The organism is Pseudonocardia tropica (assembly GCF_040105315.1).
GTDB lineage: Bacteria > Actinomycetota > Actinomycetes > Mycobacteriales > Pseudonocardiaceae > Pseudonocardia > Pseudonocardia alni.
The window spans coordinates 90,044-114,313 of the sequence record NZ_JBEDNP010000016.1 but is presented as its reverse complement, the minus strand read 5'-3'; the positions used below and the strand labels follow the sequence as shown (position 1 = coordinate 114,313).

General features: G+C 73.9%; 20 protein-coding genes. 8 read left to right on the top strand and 12 right to left on the bottom strand.

Going from position 1 to position 24,270, the window contains the following annotated elements; translation table 11 throughout:
• Window positions 1–25 precede the first annotated feature (25 nt).
• The 3 genes from WHI96_RS22845 to WHI96_RS22835 all read right to left on the bottom strand — a co-directional run bounded on the left by WHI96_RS22845 (window position 26) and on the right by WHI96_RS22835 (window position 3,436).
• Entirely contained in the window at window positions 26–2,347 is a 2,322-nt protein-coding gene (locus WHI96_RS22845) for an FdhF/YdeP family oxidoreductase (RefSeq protein ID WP_345645758.1), read from the bottom strand.
• A gap of 126 nt (window positions 2,348–2,473) precedes the next feature.
• Window positions 2,474–2,944 (bottom strand): carboxymuconolactone decarboxylase family protein, encoded by a 471-nt coding sequence (locus WHI96_RS22840; protein ID WP_345645789.1) that lies wholly within the window; start codon window positions 2,942–2,944, stop codon window positions 2,474–2,476.
• Between the two features lie 21 nt (window positions 2,945–2,965).
• Complete coding sequence (locus WHI96_RS22835) at window positions 2,966–3,436, bottom strand: RrF2 family transcriptional regulator (protein WP_345645756.1); 471 nt, start codon at window positions 3,434–3,436, stop codon at window positions 2,966–2,968.
• Between the two features lie 197 nt (window positions 3,437–3,633).
• On the opposite strand from WHI96_RS22835, the gene WHI96_RS22830 reads away from it, so the two are divergent.
• Window positions 3,634–3,819: a hypothetical protein gene (locus tag WHI96_RS22830; protein ID WP_345645753.1), complete on the top strand. Its 186-nt coding sequence runs from the start codon at window positions 3,634–3,636 to the stop codon at window positions 3,817–3,819.
• Window positions 3,820–3,898: 79 nt separating this feature from the next.
• Here the strand turns inward: WHI96_RS22830 and WHI96_RS22825 are convergent, their stop codons facing one another.
• Window positions 3,899–5,884 (bottom strand): acyl-CoA dehydrogenase family protein, encoded by a 1,986-nt coding sequence (locus WHI96_RS22825; RefSeq protein WP_345645750.1) that lies wholly within the window; start codon window positions 5,882–5,884, stop codon window positions 3,899–3,901.
• Window positions 5,881–6,600 (bottom strand): TetR family transcriptional regulator, encoded by a 720-nt coding sequence (locus WHI96_RS22820; protein ID WP_345645747.1) that lies wholly within the window; start codon window positions 6,598–6,600, stop codon window positions 5,881–5,883. Before WHI96_RS22820 ends, WHI96_RS22825 begins: the two co-directional genes overlap by 4 nt.
• 136 nt (window positions 6,601–6,736) lie before the next feature.
• Between WHI96_RS22820 and WHI96_RS22815 the strand changes: the two genes are divergently transcribed.
• From WHI96_RS22815 to WHI96_RS22795, 5 genes are all read left to right on the top strand, one after another.
• The gene (locus tag WHI96_RS22815) at window positions 6,737–8,071 is read left to right on the top strand and encodes an acetyl-CoA C-acetyltransferase (protein WP_345645744.1); all 1,335 of its coding nucleotides are present in this window, start codon (window positions 6,737–6,739) and stop codon (window positions 8,069–8,071) included.
• 31 nt (window positions 8,072–8,102) lie between these two features.
• A complete protein-coding gene (locus WHI96_RS22810) occupies window positions 8,103–9,458 on the top strand; it encodes a 3-oxoacyl-ACP reductase (protein ID WP_345645741.1) in 1,356 nt (451 codons plus the stop codon).
• Window positions 9,458–10,354, top strand: coding sequence for a MaoC family dehydratase (locus WHI96_RS22805; RefSeq protein WP_345645739.1), 897 nt, complete (start codon window positions 9,458–9,460; stop codon window positions 10,352–10,354). The genes WHI96_RS22810 and WHI96_RS22805 overlap by 1 nt, the downstream gene beginning before the upstream one ends.
• Before the next feature lie 363 nt (window positions 10,355–10,717).
• On the top strand, window positions 10,718–11,878 hold the full coding sequence (locus WHI96_RS22800) for a pyridoxal phosphate-dependent aminotransferase (protein ID WP_345645736.1): 1,161 nt from the start codon (window positions 10,718–10,720) through the stop codon (window positions 11,876–11,878).
• Entirely contained in the window at window positions 11,875–12,138 is a 264-nt protein-coding gene (locus WHI96_RS22795) for a hypothetical protein (RefSeq protein ID WP_345645733.1), read from the top strand. Before WHI96_RS22800 ends, WHI96_RS22795 begins: the two co-directional genes overlap by 4 nt.
• On the opposite strand, the gene WHI96_RS22790 is transcribed toward WHI96_RS22795, so the two are convergent.
• A complete protein-coding gene (locus WHI96_RS22790; protein ID WP_345645730.1) occupies window positions 12,104–12,778 on the bottom strand; it encodes a VC0807 family protein in 675 nt (224 codons plus the stop codon). The two genes, WHI96_RS22795 and WHI96_RS22790, sit on opposite strands and share 35 nt — an antisense overlap.
• A gap of 174 nt (window positions 12,779–12,952) precedes the next feature.
• Between WHI96_RS22790 and WHI96_RS22785 the strand changes: the two genes are divergently transcribed.
• Window positions 12,953–14,527 (top strand): adenylate/guanylate cyclase domain-containing protein, encoded by a 1,575-nt coding sequence (locus WHI96_RS22785; protein ID WP_345645727.1) that lies wholly within the window; start codon window positions 12,953–12,955, stop codon window positions 14,525–14,527.
• Between the two features lie 31 nt (window positions 14,528–14,558).
• Window positions 14,559–16,175 (top strand): acyl-CoA synthetase, encoded by a 1,617-nt coding sequence (locus WHI96_RS22780; RefSeq protein ID WP_345645724.1) that lies wholly within the window; start codon window positions 14,559–14,561, stop codon window positions 16,173–16,175.
• Between the two features lie 13 nt (window positions 16,176–16,188).
• Here WHI96_RS22780 and WHI96_RS22775 read toward each other — a convergent pair whose 3' ends face one another.
• The 6 genes from WHI96_RS22775 to ppc all read right to left on the bottom strand — a co-directional run bounded on the left by WHI96_RS22775 (window position 16,189) and on the right by ppc (window position 23,965).
• Complete coding sequence (locus WHI96_RS22775) at window positions 16,189–16,869, bottom strand: SIMPL domain-containing protein (RefSeq protein ID WP_345645722.1); 681 nt, start codon at window positions 16,867–16,869, stop codon at window positions 16,189–16,191.
• On the bottom strand, window positions 16,866–18,869 hold the full coding sequence (locus WHI96_RS22770) for a prolyl oligopeptidase family serine peptidase (RefSeq protein ID WP_345645719.1): 2,004 nt from the start codon (window positions 18,867–18,869) through the stop codon (window positions 16,866–16,868). The genes WHI96_RS22775 and WHI96_RS22770 overlap by 4 nt, the downstream gene beginning before the upstream one ends.
• Before the next feature lie 14 nt (window positions 18,870–18,883).
• Entirely contained in the window at window positions 18,884–19,642 is a 759-nt protein-coding gene (locus tag WHI96_RS22765) for a LamB/YcsF family protein (RefSeq protein ID WP_345645716.1), read from the bottom strand.
• Window positions 19,643–19,966: 324 nt separating this feature from the next.
• Complete coding sequence (locus WHI96_RS22760) at window positions 19,967–20,866, bottom strand: hypothetical protein (RefSeq protein WP_345645713.1); 900 nt, start codon at window positions 20,864–20,866, stop codon at window positions 19,967–19,969.
• A 49-nt stretch (window positions 20,867–20,915) separates the two neighbouring features.
• A complete protein-coding gene (locus tag WHI96_RS22755; RefSeq protein WP_062398523.1) occupies window positions 20,916–21,116 on the bottom strand; it encodes a hypothetical protein in 201 nt (66 codons plus the stop codon).
• Window positions 21,117–21,196: 80 nt separating this feature from the next.
• Window positions 21,197–23,965 (bottom strand): phosphoenolpyruvate carboxylase, encoded by a 2,769-nt coding sequence (gene ppc, locus WHI96_RS22750; protein ID WP_345645709.1) that lies wholly within the window; start codon window positions 23,963–23,965, stop codon window positions 21,197–21,199.
• Window positions 23,966–24,270: the final 305 nt, after the last annotated feature.

Sequence of the window (24,270 nt, the reverse complement as noted above, 5' to 3'; positions counted from 1 at the left end):
GCGGGTGAGCGCGCTCACACGTCGGTCACCCGGCCGCGGGCTCCAGCCGGACCTGGACCCACTTCGACGTCGGGCAGCGCGAGGACTCCGCGTAGGACTCGAGCGGGATCAACGGGTTCGTCTCCGGGTAGTAGGCGGCGATGCAGCCCTTCGGCGTCGAGTACGACACCAGCCGGAAGTCGTCCGCGCGCCGCTCGCTGCCGTCGGTCCACTCGCTGACCAGGTTCACCCGGTCGCCGTCGGCGAAGCCCAGCTCGCGCAGGTCGGCGTCGGAGATGAACACGACCCGGCGGCCGGAGTGGATGCCGCGGTAGCGGTCGTCCAGGCCGTAGATCGTGGTGTTGAACTGGTCGTGGCTGCGCAGGCTCTGCAGGACCAGGCGACCCTCGGGCAGCGTCGTCACCTCCAGCGGGCTGACCGTGAACTCCGCCTTCTCCGACGCCGTCGGGAAGGTGCGGCTGTCCCGCGGCGGGTGGGCGAGGGTGAACCCGCCGGAGCGGGCGACCTTCTCGGTGTAGGCCTCGCAGCCCGGGACCACCCGGCCGATCCGGTCGCGGATGCGGTCGTAGTCGGCGGCGAAGTCGGCCCACGGGACGACGTGGTCGGCGCCGAGGGTGGCCCGCGCGATCCCGCACAGGATGTCGACCTCGGAACGCAGCAGCTCACCGGCCGGCTCGGAGCGGCCGTGCGAGGCGTGCACCGCCGACATCGAGTCCTCGACGGTGACCCGCTGCGCCCGGCCGCCGGTCAGGTCCTTCTCGGTGCGGCCCAGCGCGGGCAGGATCAGCGCGTCGGTCCCGGCGACGACGTGCGACCGGTTCAGTTTGGTCGAGATCTGGACGGTCAGCGCGCAGCGCTCCAGCGCCGGCTCGGTGACGCCGGTGTCCGACATCGCCTGGGAGAAGTTGCCGCCCAGGCCGACGAACACGCTCGCCCTCCCGTCGGCCATCGCCTGCACCGCCGCGACCGAGTCGTGGCCGTGCTCGCGGGGCGGCTCGAAGCCGAACTCGTCGCGGATCGCGTCGAGGAAGCTGTCCGCGACCCGCTCCCAGATGCCCATCGTGCGGTCGCCCTGCACGTTGGAGTGGCCGCGGACCGGGCACAGGCCCGCGCCCGGCTTGCCGATCATGCCCTGGAGCAGGGCGACGTTCACCATCTCCTTGATCGTGTTCACGGCGTTGCGGTGCTGGGTGATGCCCATCGCCCAGCAGTTCACGATCCGCTTCGAGGTCGCGAGCATCTCCGCGGCCTTCTCGATCTCGCCCCAGGTGAGCCCGGTCGCGGCGACGACGGCGTCGCGGTCCAGGTCCTTCACGTGCGCGGCGTAGGCCTCGAAGCCGTTCGTGTGCCGCTCGACGAAGTCGCGGTCCAGCACGCTGCCCGGGTCGCGGTCCTCGGCGGCGAGCAGCAGGTGCCCGAACGCCTGCCACAGCGCGAGGTCGCCGTTGCTGCGGATCTGCAGGAACTCGTCGGCCAGGTGGGTGCCGATGCCGGACATGCCGCGCGGGGTCTGGGGGTTGTCGAACTTGAACAGCCCGGCCTCGGGCAGCGGGTTGACCGCGAGGATCCGCGCGCCGTTCCTCTTGGCGATCTCCAGCGCGGACAGCATGCGCGGGTGGTTGGTGCCCGGGTTCTGCCCGGAGATGACGATCAGGTCGGCGTCGTGCAGATCCTGCAGCGAGACCGAGCCCTTGCCGACGCCGATCGCCTCGGCCAGGCCGACCGAGGTCGACTCGTGGCACATGTTCGAGCAGTCGGGCAGGTTGTTCGTGCCGTAGGCGCGGGCGAACAGCTGGTAGACGAACGCGGCCTCGTTCGAGGCCCGGCCGGAGGTGTAGAACAGCGCCTCGTCCGGGCTCGACAGGCCGCGCAGGTGGGTCCCGACCAGGTCGAACGCGTCGTCCCAGGAGATGGGCTCGTAGTGTGTGCCGCCGGCCCGGCGGACCATCGGGTGGGTCAGCCTGCCCTGGCTCTCCAGCCAGTGCGCGCTACGGTCCCGCAGGTCGGCGATGGAGTGCTCGGCGAAGAACTCCGGGGTGACCCGTCGGCGGTCACCCTCCCAGGACACGGCCTTCGCGCCGTTCTCACAGAACTCGGCGGTGTGCCGCTCCCCCGGGGCCGGATCCGGCCAGGCGCAGCTCATGCAGTCGAAGCCGTCGACCTGGTTCATCGCGAGCAGGTTCGTGGCGGTCTTCACCACGCCCTGTTCGGCGAGGGAACGCTTCATGGAGATCGCGACGGCCTTCGCCCCGGCGGCGGAGGTCTTCCGCTCCGAGACACGCAGATCGGACTCCTCGGTGTCGACCGGGGGATGGATCGGGGCGCTGTTGACCGGGGTGGGGGACACGGGCACCTCATCTGGAACACGACGACGGCGGAACAGGTCGGACTACCCACGCGTGCGGGGCACCGAAACGATGTTGCCCCAGCGTGGGACGTGGCGCCCAGCCGGTCCGCGGATGCGCCGGGAAGGTCACGGACGGCCCGCGGCCGCGGCGCGCCGGTGGCTCCCTGCGACCTGTCGGGTGGCGACGCTGATCCGGTTCCAGGCGTTGATCGTCGCGATCGTGGTGACGAGCAGGGTCAGGGCCCGCTCGTCGAACACCGCGGCGGCCTCGTCCCACACCGCGTCCGGGACGGCGTCGGGCCGGTCGGCCAGCCGGGTCACCTCCTCGGTGAGGGCCAGCGCAGCCCGGTCCTGGCGGGTGAACCACGGGGCCTCCCGCCAGGCGGCGACGGAGAACAGGCGCTCGACGGTCTCGCCGGAGTCCAGCGCGTCGTGCGAGTGCATGTCCACGCAGAAGCCGCAGCCGTTGATCTGCGACGCCCGCAGCCGCACGAGCTCCTGCACGGCGTGCGGGAGGACGGCGTCGTCGCGGGTGGAGGCCTCCAGCGCGGTCAGGGCGCGGTAGCCGGCCGGGACGTGGGCGTAGGGGCGGGTGATGCGGGTTCCACGATGGTCTCCTCAGGGGGTGAGTGCGGCCCGAGTGCGCCGGGGCGCGTCGGGTGCGGAACGGACGACGTCGGCGGCGACGTCGGCGAGCGACCGCGCGGCCAGCTCCCGACGCCAGGCGAGCTCGGCGGCGCGCATGGACAGTGAGATCGCGCAGGACCCGGAGTGGTCCACGGTCGGGTCCCCGCCGGGCGTGGCACCCAGGATCGAGGTGCAGCGGAACGCGTCCTCCCGGCCCTCCAGCGCGACGACGACGTCGAGCAGGGACACCTCCGCCGGGCCCCGGGCGAGGCGGAAGCCGCCGCGCGGGCCGGGCACCGACTCGCAGACCCCGGCCCGGACCAGCGCCTGGAGCTGCTTGTTCAGGTAGGCGGGCGGGAGGGAGTAGAAGCCGGCCAGCCGGGCGCCGGGCACCGGCCCGCCGACCCAGGCGAGGTTCAGGCAGCAGTGCAGTGCCCACTCGACGCCCTGGCTCATCCGCATGTCCCGGACACTACATATCCAGGATGATTCATGTCCAGGATTTGGGTGACACCGGTCTCCACGAGTATTTCCGACAGATGACCGACAACAGTCCGACGTAAGCGATCGGTTACAGGTCCCGTCGGTACCTGGAAAAGGGACGGTCCGGGGGTACAGGCTCAGGAGGAACGAACGCTCCCCCGAAGGAAGGAATCGCCATGGACAAGCGCCGTATCGCCGGTCTGGCCGCTGCCGCCGTCGCCGCACCGCTCGTGATGCTGGGTGTCACCGGCACCGCCAACGCCGCGGAGATCACCCCGATCGCCGAGTACGTGGACGACACCGTCGCCGACCTCTCGTCGACGATCGGTGCCGTGGTCGACGCGCTGGGGTTCGAGGCCTGACCCGTCCCTGACGCACACGACCGACGGCCGGCCCCGGGAATGCCCGGGGCCGGCCGTCGGTCGTGCGGGTGGTCGCGGCTCAGCCGGTCTCGACCTGGTCGGTCAGCGGCTCGACCGGGCGGTCGGGGGCCGGGGCCCACGCCTCGTCGTCGAGCATCGGGCAGGCCAGCCACTCCTCCGGGACGCCGAAGCCGTCGACCAGCGTGCGGGCGTGGGGCCGCAGCTCGGCGCACAGCGCGTTGACCAGCGGCCGGATCGAGCGGGACTCGGCGGCGGTGAGCCGGCCGGTCTCCAGGTACCAGGCCCGCTCGCGGTCGATCACGGTGAGCACGTGCAGGTCGTAGACCCGCTCGAGCAGCGCGCGCACCGCCGGGTCCTCGACGGTCGCGAGCTTGTCCGCGAACGACGCCTCCACCACCGTGTCCACGTGCGCCCGGGCCGCGGTGAGCAGCAGGTCCTGGGCGGCGTTGAAGACGGCGAACTCGTCGTTGCCCTTGCGCACGGCCGGTGCCAGGTTGCGGATCGCGGCGGCCAGGGTGTCCCCGCGACGGACCGCGAGCAGCTCCCGGCGGCGCGCGCGGTCGGTCAGGTCGATCCCGCGGAACGGGAGCCGCCGGGTCAGCGACGCCGCCCCGGTCCGCTCGGCCAGCAGTCCGGCGAGCTGACGGCCGAGCAGCGGCGCGATCTCGAGCGGGTTGCCCTTCTTGATCGTGCGGCCGTAGTCCGACAGCAGCTCCTTGGCCAGCAGCTGGAGCAGGACCGTGTTGTCGCCCTCGAACGTGGTGAACACGTCGGTGTCCGCCTTGAGGGCGGGCAGCAGGTTCTCCTCCAGGTAGCCCGCGCCGCCGCAGGCCTCCCGGCAGGTCTGGATGGTGTGCGTGGCGTGCCAGGTCGCGATCGCCTTGATCCCGGCGGCGGACTGCTCCAGCGTGCGCTGCGCGCGTGCGCCGACCGGTCCGGCACCCGGGGCCTGGATGTCGTGCATCCGCTGGACCAGGTCGTCCTGGGTGAAGTGCAGGGCGAACGTCGTCGCCAGCGCGGGCAGCAGCTTCTGCTGGTGGGCGAGGTAGTCGAGGACGGCGATCTCCTCGCCGGTCGCCGGGTCGGCGAACTGGCGACGGCGCTCGCCGAAGCGCACGGCCAGGGTGAGCGCCTTCTCGGTCGCCGCGCCGGCGCCGCCCGCCACCGAGATGCGGCCGCGGACCAGCGTGCCGAGCATGGAGAAGAACCGCGCGGTCTCGTTCCCGATCGACGACGAGTACGTCCCGTCCGGGGCGACGTCGGCGAAGCGGTTGAGGAGGTTCTCCCGCGGGATGCGGACGTGGTCGAAGGCCAGCCGGCCGTTGTCGACGCCGTTCAGCCCCGCCTTGCGGCCGTCGTCGCCGATCTGCACGCCGGGCAGGGCCCGGCCGTCGCTGTCACGCAGCGGAACGAGGAAGGCGTGCACGCCGGGCTTCGCGTCGCCGGTGATCAGCTGGGCGAACACGACCGCCATCCGGCCGTCCCGCGCGGCGTTGCCGATGTACTCCTTGCGGGCCTGCGGGTACGGGGTGTGGACGACGAACTCGCCCGCCTCCCGGTCGTAGGTCGCGGTGGTGTGCAGGTGCTGGACGTCGGAGCCGTGCCCGGTCTCGGTCATCGCGAAGCAGCCGAGCAGCTCGCCGTCGATGATCTTCCGGAGGTACTGCTCGTGGTGCCGCTCGGTGCCGAGCACCTGGACCGCGCCGCCGAACAGTCCCCACTGCACACCGGCCTTGACCAGCAGCGACAGGTCGCCGTAGGCGAGCATCGCGAACGCGGCGACGACCCCGCCGACGTCGCCCTGGCCACCGACCGACGGGTCGAACCCGGTGTGCGGGCGGCCCGAGGACGTGAGGAACTTCAGCGAGTCGGTGATCCACTCGCGGTACTGCGCCGAGGTCAGGTCGGGGTCCGCGCGCATCTCGGCGTTGGCCGCCAGCTGCTCGCGGGTCTCCTGCCGGGCCCGGGCCCAGCGCCCGTCGACGACGGTGCGGAGCGCCTCGGCGGGGACGGCGTCGGGGTTCGGAAGGGTGCTGCGGGTCATGACTGAACCTCCTGCTGCACGTGCGATGCCAGGCCGGACAGTCCGGACCAGGCCAGGTCGGTGAGATGGGCGGCGATCCGCTCGCGGGGGGTGCCGTCCGGGCGGGCGAGCCAGTCGTCGGCCGCTCCGCGGACGAGGCCGACGATCGCGTGGCCCCAGATGCGGGCCGCGGCCCGCGGGTCGGTGCCGGTCCCCGCCGCGGTGCCGAGGTTGCCGGCGATGACCACCGCCACCTCGTCGCCGATCACGGTCACGAGGTCGTTGACCGGGTCGCTCGCCTCGGTGCGAGCGGTGTCGGCGGAGGGGACACGCCGGGTGGTGCCCTGGGTGAGCAGCGGTCGCTGCACCACGAACCGGTACAGCTCCGGGTCGATCTCGATCAGCCTGAGGTAGGCGTCGATGCCGGCCGCGACGGCCGCCCGCGGCCCGCGCCCGGAGTCGGACAGTGCCTCGGCCGTGGCCCGCCGGACCTCGGCCAGCAGGACACCGGCCACCGACTCGCAGATCGCGGTGTAGAGCCCGGCCCGGTCGCCGAAGTGCCGGTAGACCACGGTCTTGCTGGTCCCGGCGGACGCGGCGATCTCGTCCATCCCGATGCCTGCGCCGTGCCGGCGGATGGCCCCGATCGCGGACCCGACGAGCGCCGCCCGCCGCTGCTCGCGGTGGGCGTCCCATCGGCTGTCACGTCTGTCGCGTCCGACCTTCACGAAACCCATAGTACCGTGTACCTTGAGTACCGGCTACCCCGTGGTAACGACGAACCACGAGCTGATGCTCCGCCCGCCCGGAGCCGCGTGCAGTGCGGCGACCCGATCGGGCGGGGCGGGACCCGATCCAGGAGGGACGACCCCCATGCCAGCCAGCACCCGGCGCGCCGCCGTCATCGGCGGCAACCGCATCCCGTTCGCGCGGGCCAACGGTGCCTACGCCTCCGCCTCGAACCTCGACATGCTCACCACGACGCTCGACGGTCTGGTGGCCCGCTTCGGGCTGGCCGGCGAGCGCCTGGGTGAGGTCGTGGCCGGCGCCGTGCTCAAGCACTCCCGCGACTTCAACCTGACCCGCGAGGCGGTCCTCGGTTCCCGGCTGAACCCCGCCACCGCGGCGTACGACGTGCAGCAGGCCTGCGGCACCGGCCTGGAGGCGACGATCGCCGTCGCCAACAAGATCGCGCTCGGCCAGATCGAGTCCGGCGTCGCCGGCGGTGTGGACACCGCGTCCGACGCGCCGATCGCGCTGAACGACGACCTGCGTCGCGTGCTGGTCAAGCTCAACGCCGCGAAGACGGCGGTGGACCGGCTCAAGCTGGTCGGGCAGCTGCGCCCGGGGCAGATCGTCCCGGAGATCCCGGAGAACTCCGAGCCGCGCACCGGCCTGTCGATGGGCGAGCACGCGGCGCGCACCGCGCTGGAGTGGGGGATCGGCCGCACCGAGCAGGACGAGCTCACGGCCCGGTCCCACCACAACCTGGCCGCCGCCTACGACCGCGGCTTCTTCGACGACCTGGTCACGCCGTACCTGAAGCTGACCCGCGACAACAACCTGCGCGCCGACTCGTCGGTGGAGAAGCTGGCCAAGCTCAAGCCGGTCTTCGGCAAGGGCCCGGACGCGACGATGACCGCGGGCAACTCGACCCCGCTCACCGACGGCGCCGCGCTGGTCCTGCTCGGCTCCGACGAGTGGGCCGCCGAGCACAAGCTGCCGGTGCTGGCCCACGTCGTCGACGCCGAGACCTCGGCCGTGGACTACGTGCACGGAGGTGGAGCTCGCGGAACCGACCGGCAGCACGGCCCGGACGGGCTGCTCACCGCGCCGGTGTTCGCGGTCCCGCGGCTGCTGCAGCGCAACGGCCTGTCCCTGCAGGACTTCGACCTGTACGAGATCCACGAGGCGTTCGCCTCGGTCGTGCTCGTGCAGCGCAAGGCCTGGGAGGACGCCCGCTTCAGCAAGGAGCGCCTGGGCCTCGACGCGCCGCTGGGCGCCATCGACGACGCGAAGCTCAACGTCGCGGGCTCCTCGCTCGCCGCGGGGCACCCGTTCGCCGCGACCGGCGGGCGGATCGTCGCCACCCTGGCCACGCTCCTGCGGGAGAAGGCCGACACGGAGAAGTCCGACCAGCGCGGGCTGATCTCGATCTGCGCCGCGGGCGGCCAGGGCGTCGTCGCGATCCTGGAGGCGAAGGCATGAGCGACGACACACTCTTCTCCGTGGAGGAGCCATGAGCACAGACTTCCTGGCCACCCTGTCCAACACCGGCATCGCCAGGCAGCTCGGGCTGCCCACGGTGCCGACCCTGCGCCGGCACCGCCCGGGCGACCCGCTGCTGGCGGGCCCCGTGCTCGTCGCCGCCGTCGGTGACGGCCGGTTCGCCGAGGCCCTCACCGCGTTCGTCGAGAGCCACGGCGTGCCCGCGCTCGCCGCGGTCGGCGAGGAGAAGCTGCACGGCGTCGTCGTCGACCTGTCCGGGGCCACCACCCTGGCCGACCTCGCCGCCGCCCAGCAGATCCTCACCCCGGCGGTGAAGAGGCTCGGCCCGTCGGGCCGGGTGCTGCTGATCGGCGCCGAGCCGGACGGGGCGTCCGGCGCGGAGGCGGCCGCCGTCGCGCAGTCGCTCGACGGCCTGGTCCGCTCGATCGGCAAGGAGCTGCGGTTCGGCGCGACGGCGAACCTGCTCGTCGCCGCCGCCGACGTCACCCCGGCCGCGATCGACTCCTCGGTCCGGTTCTTCCTCTCGGCCCGCTCGGCCTACGTCGACGGCCAGGTCGCGCACGTCGCCGCCCCCGTCGGGACGCCGCGCGAGCCGGCCGAGGTCGACGACCCGCGCGCCGAGGAGCAGCCGCTCGCCGGGCGCATCGCGGTGGTCACCGGGGCGGCACGGGGCATCGGCGCGGCCATCGCCGACACCCTGGCCCGCGACGGCGCGTCGATCGTCGCCGTCGACATCCCGGCGGCCGGCGAGGGCCTGGCCCGCACCGCGAACCGCACCGGCGGCACCGCGCTGCAGCTGGACATCACCGCGTCGGACGCGGCGGACCGGCTGCTCTCGCACCTCGCCGACCGGCACGACGGCGTCGACATCGTGGTGCACAACGCGGGCATCACCCGCGACAAGCTGCTCGCGAACATGACCGCCGACCGCTGGAACTCGGTCCTCGCGGTCAACCTGGGCGCCCAGCTGACGATCAACGAGGCGCTGCTGGCGACGGGCTCCCCGCTGCACGAGGCCGGCCGCGTGGTCTGCGTGTCGTCGCAGTCGGGCATCGCGGGCAACCGCGGCCAGACCAACTACGCCGCCTCGAAGGCCGGTGTGATCGGGATGGTCCGCGCGCTCGCCCCGCGCTTCGCCGAGCGCGGCGCGACGATCAACGCCGTCGCACCCGGGTTCATCGAGACCGACATGACCGCGACGATGCCGCTCGCCACCCGCGAGGGCGGCCGCCGGATCAACTCGCTCAAGCAGGGCGGGCTGCCGGTCGACGTCGCCGAGGCCATCGGCTGGTTCGGCCGCGCCGAGTCCGGTGGGCTCAACGGGCAGGTCGTGCGGGTCTGCGGCCAGTCGATGCTGGGGGCCTGATGACCGTGGCCGAGGACCGGAAGGTCACCGAGCTGCCCGGCCCGCCGTCGCTGGGGCGGTACTACGCCTCCGCGGCCGCCCGGGCGGCGCTGCCCGGCGGCGCCGGCCGGTCGCTGCCCGCGACCGAGCTGGTCCGCCGCGGCGTGACCGTCGAGCAGGGGCACCTCGCCGACTACGCCCGGGTCTGCGGGTTCCGGGTCGGCGACGCCCTGCCGGTGACCTACCCGCACATGCTCACCTTCCCGCTGCAGGTCGCGCTGATGGCCGGCCGGTCGTTCCCGCTGCCGCTGCCCGGGCTGGTGCACATCGCCAACCGGATCACCGTGCACCGGGCGATCGCCCCGACCGAGACACTCGAGGTCCGGGTGTGGGCCGAGCGGTACACCCGCCACCCCAAGGGTGCGCAGGTGGACCTGATCGGCGAGGTCTCCGCGGACGGGGAGACCGTCTGGGAGGGCCGCAGCACCTACCTGGCCCGCGGGGCGACGGCCCCGGACGGCCCGGCGGGCGGCGACGGCACGGCCGACATCGCCGAACCCCCGGTCCCCACCGGTCCGGCGAACGCGCTGTGGCGGGTCCCGGGCGACATCGGGCGCCGCTACGCGGCCGTCTCCGGTGACGTGAACCCGATCCACCTGCATCCGCTCACCGCGAAGGCGATGGGCTTCCCGCGGGCGATCGCGCACGGCATGTGGACCGCGGCGCACGCCGCCGCCGCGCTGGAGGGCCGGGTCCCCGACGCCTGCACCTACGACGTCGTCTTCCGCAAGCCGGTGCTGCTCCCGGCGACGGCCGAGCTCGTGACCGAGCAGGCCGCAGGCGGTGCGTGGGGAATGGCCCTGCGCAGCGCCGAGGACGCGCACAAGCTCCACCTGGTCGGCCGCATCGGCGGGTAGACCGGATGCATGGACGAGGAACGACCCCGACCGGGTGGGCAGGTCCGCTCACCCGTTCGGGTGATTCTGGATCGGTCCACAGGCCGGTACAGCAACGTTCCCCCGATGACGAACGTCTTCCTCTGTGTCCACCATTCGTCATCCGACATCCGTGAGGAGGCCATGCGATGAACGAGGACACCCCGATCGAGATCGACGACCAGCACGACGACGAGTCGCACATCGTCCGCGGACTCGACTGACCATCCGGCAGGAGCTCGTCCCGGCGGGGTGGAACCCACCACCGCACGAGGACCGGCACGGGTTCGCGCAGACCCTCGATCAGGAGCTGCGCCACCCGCTCACCCGGATAGTGTCGGGCCCATGCTGGTCGAGCGCATGCGCCCGTTCACCTCGACGATCTTCACCGAGATCTCCCGCCTCGCGGTCGACACCGGTGCGATCAACCTCGGCCAGGGCTTCCCGGACACCGACGGTCCGGCCTCCCTGCTCGCCGACGCCGCCGCCAACATCACCGAGCGCGGCCTGAACCAGTACCCGCCCGGCCCGGGCGTGCCCGCGCTGCGCGAGGCCGTCGCCGCGCACCAGCACCGCTGGTACGGCCTCGAGGTCGACCCGGCCGACGTCGTCGTCACCACCGGGGCGACCGAGGCGATCGCCGCGACCCTGCTCGGGCTCTGCGGTCCCGGCGACGAGGTCGTCGCGTTCGAGCCCGCCTACGACTCCTACGCCGCCGCCGTCGCGCTGGCGGGCGCCACGCTGCGGACGGTGCCGCTGCTCCCGCCCGACTTCGGCTTCGACGACGACGCGCTGGCCGCCGCGTTCTCCGACCGCACCCGGGTGGTGCTGGTCAACACCCCGCACAACCCGACCGGCGCCGTGCTCACCCGCGACCAGCTGACCCGGGTCGGGGAGCTCGCCGTCGCGCACGACGCCGTCGTCGTCACCGACGAGGTGTACGAGCACATGGTCTTCGACGACGCCCGGCACGTGCCGATGGCGTCGCTGCCCGGGCTCGCCGAGCGCACCCTCACGATCTCCTCGGCGGGCAAGACGTTCTCGGTGACCGGCTGGAAGGTCGGCTGGGTGCACGGCCCGCCCGAGCTCGTCGCCGCGCCGCGGGCGGTCAAGCAGTTCCTCACCTTCCACGGCGGCGCCCCGCTGCAGCCCGCCGTCGCCCATGCGCTGGCCCTGGGCGACGACTTCTACACCGGCCTCACCGCGGACCTGGCCCGCAAGCGGGACCTGCTCTCCGCCGGGCTGCGGGCGGCCGGGTTCGACGTGCTCACCCCGCGCGGGACCTACTTCGTGGTCGCCGACCCGCGCCCCCTCGGGTTCGACGACGGCGTCGACCTGGCCTGGAAGCTGCCCTCGCTGTGCGGGGTGGCCGCGGTCCCGGTCTCGGTGTTCTGCCCGTCCGCGGAGGCGGTGCGGGCGTACCGGCCGTTCGTGCGGTTCGCCTTCTGCAAGCGCGACGACGTGCTGGAACGGGCGGCGGAGCGGCTGGCGGAGCTGCGGGCGTGAGCGTCGCGGCGAGCTGGGTGTCGGTGGTCGTCGGCGCCGCCCCGGAGCGGGTCTACGCGTTCGCCGGGGAGCGCTTCCACAACCCGGTGCGGGTGGTGGAGCACCCCGGCGGCGCCGAGGTCGTGTTCGGCGTGCGGCGCACCCCCGGGGCACCGGACGCCGACCACGCCGCGGACGTCGCCGCCGTCGTCGCGGACCTGGAGCGGCTGCGGGACCTGCTGGAGGTCACCGGCCCGCCCGCACCGCCCGCTTCACACTGACCACCAGCAGCGCGGACAGACCCGTCCACACCACGATCGACTGCACCGACAGGATCGGCAGCGCCACCACCGGGGCCAGCGTGTAGGCCAGCGCGATCCGCAGGGTCGCCTCCAGTGCCATCACGCACGCGGCGACGCCCGTCGCACGGCGCAGCGTCCGGCGGAACACCGGGTTGGCGGCCCACTGGCGCTCCATCAGCGCAGGCAGGTCGGGCCGCTGGGCGCTGCCGAAGAAGCGGCACACGTGGAACACCAGCGGGCGACGTCCGACCACCAGCGACCCGGCGAGCAGCAGCCCGAACGCGACGCTCTGGATCGCGTCGCGGGCGACGGCGAACCGGGCGTCGCCGCTGAGCAGCGACGTCGCCAGCCCGGCCGCGATGGTGACCAGCACGATCACCCCGACCGGGTTGAGCCTGCGGTGCCGCACCGCCTGCACCAGCACGTTCAGCGCGGGCGGCAGCGCGGACCAGGCCAGCGCCGCGACGTCGGACATGCCCTGCCCGGTCAGCACGACGTAGACGAGGTAGGGCAGCGCCGCGTCCACCAGCAGCGAGCCCACGGTCTGCCGCAGCACGGCGCCGCGGCCCGCGGGGGCCGGGGCCGCCGGGGTGGCCGTCGGTGTGGTGGTCGGGGTCATCGGTGCCTCCGGGGTACGGCGGATCGGACCCGACGACGGTCCCGCGCGCGCACCCCCTCCCGGATCCACCCGGGGGCCGACCCCGGGTGGAGATCGGCTCTCCACCCACCGGGGCCGGAATGCGGTCCCGATCTCCGACGGCCCGGATCACTCGATCGGCCTAGACTCCGGCCCATGGATGCGCAGCGACCCGCGACGCGGCCGGGCCGTCAGGTCGTCGGGTTGCCGGTGCGGGCCCTGCTCGCCCTCGTCGTGGCGTCGGCGAACGTCATCGGCGCGGCCGTGGTGCTGGTCATCGCAGCCTTCGTGCTGCCCCGTGAGCAGCTGCTCGACGCCGTGGAGATCCGGCTGGTCAACCTCGTCGTGCTGGGTGTCTACCTGCTCGTGGCGGTCCCGGTCGGGATCTGGTTCGGCCGCCGCAAGCTGACCGTGCGCCGCTCCTCGCGCGACCCGCAGGCGGACGAGCGACGGCTGGTGCTGCGGGCACCGGCCCGGATCACCTCGATGGTCGCGCTGCTGTGGATGGTGGCCGCGGTCCTGTTCTGCTTCCTGAACCTGCGCTACTCCGGCCGGCTGGGCTTCTCGGTGACCGCCACCGTGCTCATCGGTGGCGTGACCACGTCGGCGCTGTCCTACCTGCTGGTCGAGCGGATGCTGCGCCGCGCCGCGGCCCGGGTGCTGTCCGGGCGGCCGCCGAAGCGGCGTCGCCTGGTCACCGGGGTCATGCTGCGCTCGGTCGGGTTCTGGGCGCTCGGCACCGCGGTCCCGATCTCCGGGATCATGCTGGCCGGGCTCGTCGCGCTGGTGTTCGGCGACTCCTCACCCACCCAGCTCGCGGTCACCATGCTCGCGCTGGGCGGTACGGCGATCGGGGTCGGGCTGCTCACGACCCTCGGTGCCGCCCGCGCCATCGCCGACCCGGTGCTGGCGGTGCGCCGCGCGCTGGCCCGGGTGCAGGACGGCGACCTCGACGTCCGCCTGCCCGTCTACGACAACACCGAGCTCGGCCAGCTCCAGGCCGGCACGAACAGCATGGTCGAGGGACTGCGCGAACGGGAGCGGATCCGCGACCTGTTCGGCCGTCACGTCGGCCGCGACGTCGCCGAGGCCGCCTCGGCGCGCGGCGACGGCATCCGGCTCGGCGGCGAGGTGCGCCCGGTCGCCGTGCTGTTCGTCGACCTCGTCGGTTCGACGGCGATGGCCGCCCGCCGCCCGCCCGAGGAGGTCGTGGCGGTGCTGAACCGCTTCTTCGGGGTGGTCGTGGAGTGCGTCGAGCAGGCCGGCGGGTGGATCAACAAGTTCGAGGGCGACGCCGCGCTCGCGGTCTTCGGCGCCCCGCTCGACCTCGACGACGCCCCCGGCGCCGCGCTGAGCGCCGCCCGCTGCCTGGGCGCCCGCCTGGCCGAGGAGATGCCCGAGGTCGAGGCCGGGATCGGCGTCTCCGCGGGAGACGCGGTGGCCGGCAACATCGGGGACCCCCGCCGCTACGAGTACACCGTGATCGGCGACCCGGTGAACGAGGCCGCCCGGCTCACCGAGCTGGCGAAGTCGGAGCCGGGGATGGTCGTCGCGTCCGCGCGGGCCGTCGACGCCGCCGGTGCGGAGGCCGCGCGGTGGCGGGCCGGGGAGTCGGTGACGCTGCGCGGGCGGGACGAGCCGACCGGCGTCTGTGTGCCGGCCGAGCACACCCGGGACACCGCCCGGGACACCGCCGCACCCGTCGCATCCCGGGAAAACAGTCGTACGTGACTGCCGGCATGTCCTCGGGCAGGATGCCGCCATGGGCAACGGCGCTACCGAGTTCGGCGAGCAGACCGCCGCGGCGATCCGGCGGGTGCGACGGCACTCGCTCGGGGACCTCCTGCACCGGACCGCCGTCCGGTATCCGGGCAAGACCGCGGTCGTCGACGGCGACACCCGCTGGACGTTCGCCGAGTTCGACGCGGCGGTGAACCGGTGCGCCGCCGCCCTGACGGAGCAGGGGCTGGCCAAGGGCGACCGGCTCGCGCTGCTCTCGCACAACTGCCGCCAGTTCGCGGTGCTCGTCTACGCCACCGCGCGGCTCGGCGTGGTGCTCGTGCCGATCAACTTCATGCTGAACGCCGAGGAGATCGCCTTCATCCTCGACCACTCCCGGGCGACGGCGTTCGTCGTCGAGGACGCGCTGGCCGCCACCGGGGAGAAGGCGCTCGCGCAGTCGTCGGCGCCGGCGTCGGTCCGGGCCCGGATCGGTCTGTCCGGGCAGGCGTCGACCGGCGACTGGGCCGACCTGGACGCCTGGATCGACGGCGACGGCGACCCCGGCGAGCCCGACGTGCACATCGCCGACGACGACCCGCTGCGCCTCATGTACACCTCCGGCACCGAGTCGCGGCCCAAGGGCGTCATGCTGCCGAGCCGGTCGCTGATCACCCAGTACGTGTCGTGCGTCGTCGACGGCGGGATGACCCACGACGACGTCGAGCTGCACTCGCTGCCGCTCTACCACTGCGCGCAACTGGACTGTTTCCTGTCCGTCGACGTCTACCTGGGCGCGACCAGCATCATCCTCCCGTCGCCGGACCCGGCCCGGCTGCTGGAGACGATCGAGCGGGAGAGGGTCACGAAGCTCTTCTGCCCGCCGACGGTGTGGATCTCGCTGCTGCGCCACCCGGACTTCGACACCCGGGACCTGTCGAGCCTGCGCAAGGGCTACTACGGCGCGGCGGCGATGCCGGTCGAGGTGCTGCAGGAGCTGTCCCGGCGGCTGCCGGACGTGCGGCTGTGGAACTTCTACGGCCAGACCGAGACCTCGCCGCTGGCGACCCTGCTGGGCCCGGACGAGCAGCTCGGCCGTGCCGGGTCGGCCGGGCGGGCGTCGCTGAACGTCGAGACGCGCGTCGTCGACGACGAGGGCGACGAGGTCCCGCCGGGTGAGGTCGGCGAGATCGTGCACCGCAGCCCGCACGTGACGCTGGGGTACTACGAGAACGAGGAGAAGACCGCGGAGGCGTTCGCCGGCGGCTGGTTCCACTCCGGTGACCTGGGCGTGATGACGGCCGACGGGTACCTGTCCGTCGTCGACCGCAAGAAGGACATGATCAAGACGGGCGGGGAGAACGTGGCCTCCCGCGAGGTGGAGGAGGCGCTCTACCTGCTCGACGGCGTCGCCGAGGTGGCGGTGTTCGGCGTCAGCCACCCGCACTGGATCGAGGCCGTCACCGCGGTCGTGGTCCCGAAGGACGGCGTGACGCTGACCCGCGAGCAGGTCGACGCGCACGCGAAGGACAGGCTCGCCGGCTACAAGCGACCCAAGTACGTCGTGTTCGCCGACGCCCTCCCGAAGAACCCCAGCGGCAAGATACTCAAGCGGGAGCTGCGCACCGAGCACTCCGGGATCGCCGCCCGGGAGGGCTGAGCCCGCTCCGGCGTCAGCAGCCCGGCCGGACCACGAACTCGGCCTCCACCTCGGCCCGGACGGTGATGTCGTCCGGGGCGAGCAGCGTCCCGAGCCCGCCGTCGTCGGATCCGGCGCCCCAGCTGCCGGGCGCGCTCACGGCCCGGGCGCTCATCGCGACCGCCCGGGTGCCGAGCATCCCGGTGTCGGCGACCGAGCGCGGGGCGACGGTGCCCAGGTCCAGGGCGTCGGCGTAGTCCTGGGCGCGTTCGACGGCCTGGCGCAGCGCGTCCTGCCGGGCCGCGCGCTCGACCTCGCGGCGGTGGTCGCGGGCCAGGTCCCAGGTGATCCCCTGGACCTGCGCACCGGCGAACCGGTCCACACCGGACAGCCACGCGCCGAGCCGGGCGACGTCGTCGAACTCCACCGACACCGACACCGACGCATGGTGCACCGGCGGCTGCGGGCGTCCCTCGAACTGCGGCTGCTCGACCCAGCTGCGGGCCTGGTCGACGACGTAGCGCCGGACCGGACCGGCGTCGGGGTCGTGCAGGCCGCGCACGTCGGCGACGAGCGCCGCGGTGCCGCGCTCGACCTCCGCCCGCACCGGGGCGGCCTCGGGGCCCTGCGCCTCCACGACGACGAGCGCGGTGCCGCGCTCGGCGGGCACCTGCCGCTCGTGCTCGCCCCGGACCCTGATCACGACGTCGCTCATGCCAGCTTCTCCCACAGGAATCCGTAGGCCAGTGCGGCCATCCTCGCGGCCTGCGCGTTGTCCGCGGCGCCGCCGTGCCCGCCCTCGATGTTCTCGTAGTAGGTCACGTCGTGACCGGCGGCCTCCAGCGCGGCGGTGAACTTGCGGGCGTGGCCGGGGTGCACCCGGTCGTCGCGGGTGGAGGTCAGCAGGATCGTCGGCGGGTAGTCGGCCGCGTCGTCGATCAGGTGGTACGGCGAGAACGTCCGGATGAACTCCCAGTCGTCGGTGTCCGGGTCGCCGTACTCGGCCATCCAGGAGGCGCCGGCGAGCAGGTGGCTGTAGCGCTTCATGTCCAGCAGCGGCACCTGGATCACCACCGCGCCGAACAGCTCCGGGTAGCGGACCAGCATGTTCCCGGCCATCAGCCCGCCGTTGCTGCCGCCCTGCACGGCGAGGTGCGCCCGCGAGGTGATGCCGCGGTCGACCAGGTCCCGGGCGACGGCGGCCATGTCCTCGTAGGCCCGTGGCCGCTTCTCGCGCAGCGCCGCCCGGTGCCAGCGCGGCCCGTACTCGCCGCCGCCGCGCAGGTTCGCGACCGCGTACACGCCGCCGCGCTCCAGCCAGGACCGGCCGGTGCCGCCGGAGTAGCCGGGCGTCATCGGGATCTCGAAGCCGCCGTAGCCGTAGAGCAGGGTGGGGGCGGAGCCGTCGAGGGGCAGGTCCTTCGCCCGGACCAGGAAGTAGGGGACCCGGGTGCCGTCGTCGCTGGTCACGAACTGCTGCTCGATGACGTGGCGGGACGCGTCGAAGAACGTGGGCGCGCTGCGCAGCGGACGGGGCTGTTCGCCGATCGTCGCGATCGACAGCGTCGACGGGGTCAGGTAGTCGGTGACGATCAGCCAGACGTCGTCGCTCTCGTCGGCGTCGACCGCGGCGACGGTGACGCTGCCGAACTCCGGTGCCCCGGTGAACGGCGTGCGGGTCCAGCCCTGCTCGCCCGGGGTGAGCACGACGAGCCGGTCGACGACGTGTTCCAGCACGTCGAGCACGAGGTGGTGGCGGGTCCAGGTGTACCCGGCGAGCGAGGAGGAGTCGGTGGGCTCGAACAGCACCTCCCACGAGGGGGTGCCGGCCAGGACGTCGTCGAAGCGGGCGGCGAGCAGCGAGCCCGCGGTGAACGAGCCCCAGTCCTCGCGCAGCTCGACGGTGCACCACTCGCGGTGCACGTCGGTCATCGCGGAGTCGGGGACGTCGATCCTGGTGAGGGTCCCGTCCGCGCCGATCAGGTGGAGCTCGTCGGCGTAGAAGGCCATCGCCCGGCGCAGGAAGTCCCGCTCGAAGCCGGGGGTGTGGTCGCGGAACGCCGAGATGCTGAGGTCGGTCTCCTCGCCGGCGTAGACCAGCTCGGCGGACTCGAGGGCATCGCCGCGGCGCAGCCGGCGCACCGTGCGCGGGTAGCCCGAGGTCGTCATGGTGCCCGGGCCGAGGTCGGTGGACAGGTAGACGGTGTCGCGGTCGATCCAGCTCATCCCGCCCTTCGCCTCGGGGCGGGAGAACCCGCCGTCGACGAAGCTGCGGGTCGGCAGGTCGAACTCGCGCGTGACGTCGGCGTCGGCGCCGCCGCGGGACAGGTCGACCAGCGCGCGGTCGAGGTCCGGGCGCAGGAACCGGGCACCGTGCCAGACCCAGTTCTCGCCCTCGGCCGCGTTGAGCGCATCGACGTCGAGCAGCACCTCCCACTCGGTGTCGGCGCTCCGGTAGGACTCCGGGGTGGTGCGCCGCCAGAGGCCGCGTGGGTGCTGCTCGTCGGTCCAGAAGTTGTAGTAGTGCCCGCCGCGGGCGGTGACGAACGGGATCCGGTCGCGGGAGTCGAGGACCTCGCGGATCCCCGACTCCAGCTCGGCGAACAGTGGGGTGCCGGTCAGCCGCGCCTCCGTGCGGGCGTTGCGCTGCGACACCCATTCCAGGGCCTCGGTGCCGGTGACGTCCTCGAGCCAGGCGTGCGGGTCGTTCGTCATGACCCGATCATCGCTCACACGAACGGCGCGACAGTGATCCCGGCCCGGGCGAGCTCGTCACGGACCCGTCGGGCGGTCGCGACGGCGCCGGGGGAGTCGCCGTGCAGGCAGGCGGACTCGGCACGGACGACGACGTCGCTGCCGTCGACCGCGCGCACCGTCCCCGTCCCGACCACGCGGACGAGCCGTTCGGCCGCCTCCGCGGGGTCGTCGAGCAGCGCACCCGGTTCGCCGCGCGGCACGAGCCCGCCCTGACCGGTGTAGCCGCGGTCGACGAAGAACTCGCCCACCGCGCGCAGCCCGGCCCGCTCGGCCTCCGCGAGCAGCTCGGACCCGGGCAGCCCGAGCACCGGCAGCGACGGGTCGTACGCCCGCACCGCCCGGACGACCGCGCGCGCCTGCGCGGTGTGGGTCCGCGTGGCGTTGTAGAGCGCGCCGTGCGGCTTGACGTAGCGGACCCGGGTGCCCGCGGCCCGGCACAGGGCCTCGAGGCCGCCGATCTGGTAGAGCACGTCGTCGGTGAGCGCGTCGGGCTCGATGTCGAGGAACCGGCGCCCGAACCCGCGCAGGTCCGGGTAGGACACCTGCGCCCCGACGACGACCTCCGCCCCGGCCGCCCCCGCGGTCGTGACCCGCAGCGTCGAGGGGTCCCCGGCGTGGAACCCGCACGCGACGTTCGCCGAGGTGACGAGCCCGAGCATCGCCTCGTCGTCGCCGAGGGTCCACCGGCCCCAGGACTCGCCGAGGTCGGCGTTCAGGTCGATCGTGCTCACGGGCGTGTCCTCGGTGTCGGTGTCGGTCCGGGGTCCAGTGTGACCGGTCCCGGCAGCCCGGCCCGGCAGTCGGATGGTCGGGTGCCTCGGGTCCGGTCTGGTCCGGTCCGCTCCGATCCGTGCCGGAGCGTGGACGGGGCTGTGTGGGGGCGCGATCCGGTGAGCCGCCCGGGATCGTGCCATCTCGCCCGGAACCGGGGGGCACGGCAGGGTACTGGTTCTCCGAGTTCGCTTACCCGGTAAGCGAATTCGGAGAAGAGGGGTGTCCGGGCACCCGGCCCGTCCCGGCGTGGAGGCGTCGCCCCGCCGGCACCCCTGTCCCGGTCAGCCCTCCTGCAACGCACCCGCCCGCACCAGGACGGCGGCCCGGTGCCCCACGCGGACCCGTTCGAGGGGGCGGACCCCGCCCGGCAGCGGCACCGTCCGGCCGCGTCCGACGGCCACGACCACGGCGTCCGGGCGCAGCACGGTCGCGACCGCGCGGAGGAACTCGACCCCGGGGTCCCGGTTGTCGGCTGTGTCCCGGATGGGCCCGGTGCCGCGGACGGGCCCGGCGTCGGGGGCCGGGGCGTCGGCCCCGCCGGGCCGGGTCGGGGAGGCGGCCCAGGCCGTCCGGTGCCCGTGCGGCAGGTCGGCCAGGACGAGGTCCGGGCCGGTGGCGGCCCGGGGCGCCGCATCCGACGCGGCCCCGACCGACCCGGTGCCGCCGATCCCGGTGCCGCCGATCCCGGTGCCGCCCGCGTCGCGCAGACCGGCGCCGGCCAGTGCGCGCCGGACGGCGGCGGTGTCCCGGGCGTCGGCGGGCGCGACGGACCAGGCCGGGGTGCTCGCCGGGACCAGGGTCCGGGCGGCGGTCGCGGCGTCGGCGTAGGACGGCTTGTCGTGCCGGGCCGCGAGGGCGTCGAGGTCCGCGGCTCGGGCGGCGAGGCCGCCGGGGTCGAGCAGGGCGAGGTTGCGGCGGGCCAGGTCGAGCGGCTCGGGGTCGGCGTCGGTGCCCACCAGCCGCGCGAGGCAGGGCACGAGCAGACCCAGCACGGTGAGCGTGACCCCGGCGCCGCAGCACGGGTCCCACACGGTGAGCGGGGCGTCGGCGGGCAGGTGGGTGCGGGCGCGGCCGGCGAGCTCGACGGTCAGGCGTACCGGGAGGGTCGGGCGGCCCGGCGCCGACGCCAGCACCGCGTCGAGCGCCGCGTGGTTCGCGGCCGGGGCGTGGCGGTACTGCACCCGGGCAGTCCAGCAGCCCGCGGCCGCACCGGTTCCGGCGGGTGGCCGGTCAGCGGGTGCGGCGGTGCAGCCAGAACGCCACACCGCCGACCAGCAGCGCGACGACCACCAGCGCGCCGACGATCTGCGGGCCCGCGGTCCCGGCCAGGTAGCTGAGCGGGAGCCCGGCCAGCGCGATGATCAGCACCCAGGCGACCACCCGGCGGGTCGCGGGGCCCTCCGGGCCGGGTGTGTTCCGATCGTGCTCCATGTCCGGAACGTACCGGTCGGGCGACGCGGCGGTGCCGGCCCGGGTCCGGCCCGGGCTCCCGCGGGCGCCGGTACCGGGGCTCAGCCGGTGTTCTTCATCCCGGCCGCGATCCCGTTGATCGTCAGCAGCAGGGCGCGCTCCAGGTCGGGATCCGGGTCGTCGCCCGCGGCCCGGCGCTGGGCGAGCAGCTCGACCTGCAGGTGGTGCAGCGGCTCGAGGTAGGTGTCGCGCACCGACAGCGTGCCCCGCAGCACCGGGTGCCGGGCGAGCAGCTGGTCCTCCCCGGTCACCGCGAGCAGCTCGCGGCGGGTCAGCTCGTGCTCGGCCCGGATCTGCGCGAACAGTCCCTGCTGCTCCGGCTCCACCAGGGTCGCGACGTAGTTCGACGCGATCCGCAGGTCGGTCTTCGCCAGCGTCATCTCCACGTTGCCGATCAGGTTCCGGAAGAACGCCCACTCCCGCATCTCGGCGAGCTCGGCGGCGTAGCCGGCCTCGCGGGCGGCCTTCAGGCCCGTACCCAGGCCGTACCAGCCGGGCACGACCATCCGGGTCTGGGTCCAGCCGAACACCCACGGGATCGCCCGCAGGTCGTCGACCGTCGGCTCGCCCTGCCCCGGTCGCTTCGACGGCCGCGACCCGACGTTGAGCCGCCCCAGCTCCTCCACCGGCGTGGCCGCGGTGAAGAACAGCGGCAGACCCGGATCGTCGACGAGCGTCCGGTAGGTCGCGGTGGCCGCCTCGGACACGCAGTCCATGACCTCGTCCCAGCGCTTCAGGGTCTCGGCCGGCCAGCGCGACGCCTGGTGCAGCAGCGACGCGTCCAGCATCGACGCCAGCAGGATCTCCAGGTTGTCGTGCGCCAGGCTGGGCAGCGAGTACTTGTCGGAGATGACCTCGCCCTGCTCGGTGAGCTTCATCGTGGCGTCGACCGACCCGAACGGCGCCGACGCGATGGCCTCACCGGCCGGACCACCACCGCGCCCGACCGACCCGCCGCGGCCGTGGAACAGCCGCAGCCGCACCCCGTGCTCGGCCGCCACGTCGCGCAGCTGCCGCTGCGCCCGGTGGATCTGCCACTGCGACGCGGTGATCCCCGCGCCCTTGTTGGAGTCGGAGTACCCCAGCATGATCTCCTGCAGGTCACCGCGGTTGCGGACCTGCTGCCGGTACCCCGGGTCCGACAGCAGCCCCTCCAGCAGCTCCCCGGCCCGTGACAGCTCCTCCACCGTCTCGAACAGCGGCACGAGGTCGATCGAGGAGCGCGGGTCGTCGCCGATCTCGACCATGTACGCCTCGCGGGCCAGCACGGCGACGGCGAGCAGGTCGTCGACGTCGCGGGCCATCGAGACGATGTAGGTCCGCACGACCTCGTCGCCGAACTCGTGCTGCAGCGCGTGCACCGTGTCGAACAGGTCCAGCACCGGTGCGGCGGCCTCGGGCACGCCGTAGTGGCGGCGGAACAGCGGCCGCTTGCTGCGCAGCTCCGCCGAGAGCAGCTCGCGGCGCTCGTCGCGGGTCAGCTCGGCGTAGGGCTTGCCCAGCTCGCCGAGCCCGTCGAACACCGCGCCGAGCGCGTCGTGGTGCTTCTGCGAGTGCTCGCGCACGTCCATCTCGACCAGGTGCAGGCCCAGCGCGCGGGCCGAGCGGATCGCCCGGGCCAGGGTGCCGCCGGCGATCCGGGCGCCGTGGTGGCCGCGCAGCGACCGGTCGACGACCAGCAGGTCCTCCAGATGGCCGGCCGACCCCAGGTAGTCGACGCCCGGCTCGTGCGCGGCGCCGGCCGCGATCCGCCGGCGGGTGTTCTCCAGCCGGGCCGCGACGTAGGACAGCTTGAGCCGGTACGGCTCGTGCGCGTTGAGCCGGATGTAGCGGTCGTGCACCGCGGGCAGCGCGCGGCGGTCCCGGGCCAGCGAGCCGCGCAGCTCCTCCGACACCCCCATCACCCGCGTCGACACCGACAGCTCGAAGACCAGCTTCTCCACCAGCGCGGTGTGGATCCGGATCGCCCGGTCGGCGTTGAGCTCCAGCACCTCGCGGGTCACCGCGGGGGTGACGTTGGGGTTGCCGTCGCGGTCGCCGCCGACCCACGACCCCAGCACGAGCGGACGCGCGTCGTCCGGGATCTCCAGCCCGGCCTCGGCGGCCTCCCGGGCGAACTCGCCCAGCAGGTCCGGGACGGTCCGCTCGCCGAGCCGGGCCGCGAACCAGGCGACGTTGCGGGCCTCGTCGATCACCATCGGCTTGCCGGGGCGGATGTCGTCGGTCTGCCACAGCAGGTCGACCAGCGCGGCGAGCTCCTCGTCGGGCGCCCGGTCGTCGAGGGCGTCGACGACCCGGCGCAGGATGCCCAGCACCGACTGCCGGGTCGACTCGGTCGGGTGCGCGGTGAACACCGGGCGCAGCTCGGCCCGGGCCAGCACGTCGGCGACCTCGTCCGGGTCGGCCTCGGTGGCCAGGCGGCGCAGCACCGTCCGCAGCGGTCGCGCGTCGGCCGGGCGTAGTTCCCGCAGCTCACGGGACCGGTGCAGCTGCTCGGCGACGTTGGCCAGCTGGAAGTACTGGGAGAACGCCCGCGCCAGCAGCACCGCGGTGCCGGTGTCGATCCCGTCGAGCAGGGCCGCGACGACGTCCGGCCCGGCCTCGCCGCGCGCGGAGTCCCGGGCCGCCCGGCGCACCTGCTCGACCAGCTCCAGGACCTCGGGACCGGACTCGTCGGACAGCGTCCGCCCGAGCATCGTCGACAACCGCCGGATGTCGGCGCGCAGCGCCTTCTGCTCGCTCTCGCTGACGACGCCCGAGTGCGCGGTCAACGAGTCGGGGGCGAGTGCGGTGGTCTCCGAGGGGCTCACGCAGGCTCTCCGGTTCTCCGCGCGGTGGCGCGGGGCGGGGACGGACCGCTCGCGTCGTCGGGAACGGGTTCGGGCAGCGGCATCGTCCCCCGCCGGCGCGGGGCGGGGCCATCGCTGGCGCCCCCCGTAACCCCCGGGAAACCTGATTAGCACGGACTCGGACACATCCGAACGACATCGCACATCGTCGCGGTCGCACTGGGCGCACGACCCGCTGGCTCCGTCGCACCCCCGGTGCCTTCCTCGGCGGCGGTGGGATCGGGGTGCGGACGGCCGGACGCCCCGCCGCGCGGGAGGCGCGGCGG

Bases quoted from the DNA above. Each gene is read 5' to 3' on its own strand.
- WHI96_RS22835 (WP_345645756.1), bottom strand. From the start codon at position 3,436: ATGCGGATGAGCCAGGGCGTCGAGTGGGCACTGCACTGCTGCCTGAAC.
- WHI96_RS22830 (WP_345645753.1), top strand. From the start codon at position 3,634: ATGGACAAGCGCCGTATCGCCGGTCTGGCCGCTGCCGCCGTCGCCGCA.
- WHI96_RS22825 (WP_345645750.1), bottom strand. From the start codon at position 5,884: ATGACCCGCAGCACCCTTCCGAACCCCGACGCCGTCCCCGCCGAGGCG.
- WHI96_RS22820 (WP_345645747.1), bottom strand. From the start codon at position 6,600: ATGGGTTTCGTGAAGGTCGGACGCGACAGACGTGACAGCCGATGGGAC.
- WHI96_RS22815 (WP_345645744.1), top strand. From the start codon at position 6,737: ATGCCAGCCAGCACCCGGCGCGCCGCCGTCATCGGCGGCAACCGCATC.
- WHI96_RS22810 (WP_345645741.1), top strand. From the start codon at position 8,103: ATGAGCACAGACTTCCTGGCCACCCTGTCCAACACCGGCATCGCCAGG.
- WHI96_RS22805 (WP_345645739.1), top strand. From the start codon at position 9,458: ATGACCGTGGCCGAGGACCGGAAGGTCACCGAGCTGCCCGGCCCGCCG.
- WHI96_RS22800 (WP_345645736.1), top strand. From the start codon at position 10,718: ATGCTGGTCGAGCGCATGCGCCCGTTCACCTCGACGATCTTCACCGAG.
- WHI96_RS22790 (WP_345645730.1), bottom strand. From the start codon at position 12,778: ATGACCCCGACCACCACACCGACGGCCACCCCGGCGGCCCCGGCCCCC.
- WHI96_RS22785 (WP_345645727.1), top strand. From the start codon at position 12,953: ATGGATGCGCAGCGACCCGCGACGCGGCCGGGCCGTCAGGTCGTCGGG.
- WHI96_RS22780 (WP_345645724.1), top strand. From the start codon at position 14,559: ATGGGCAACGGCGCTACCGAGTTCGGCGAGCAGACCGCCGCGGCGATC.
- WHI96_RS22775 (WP_345645722.1), bottom strand. From the start codon at position 16,869: ATGAGCGACGTCGTGATCAGGGTCCGGGGCGAGCACGAGCGGCAGGTG.
- WHI96_RS22770 (WP_345645719.1), bottom strand. From the start codon at position 18,869: ATGACGAACGACCCGCACGCCTGGCTCGAGGACGTCACCGGCACCGAG.
- WHI96_RS22755 (WP_062398523.1), bottom strand. From the start codon at position 21,116: ATGGAGCACGATCGGAACACACCCGGCCCGGAGGGCCCCGCGACCCGC.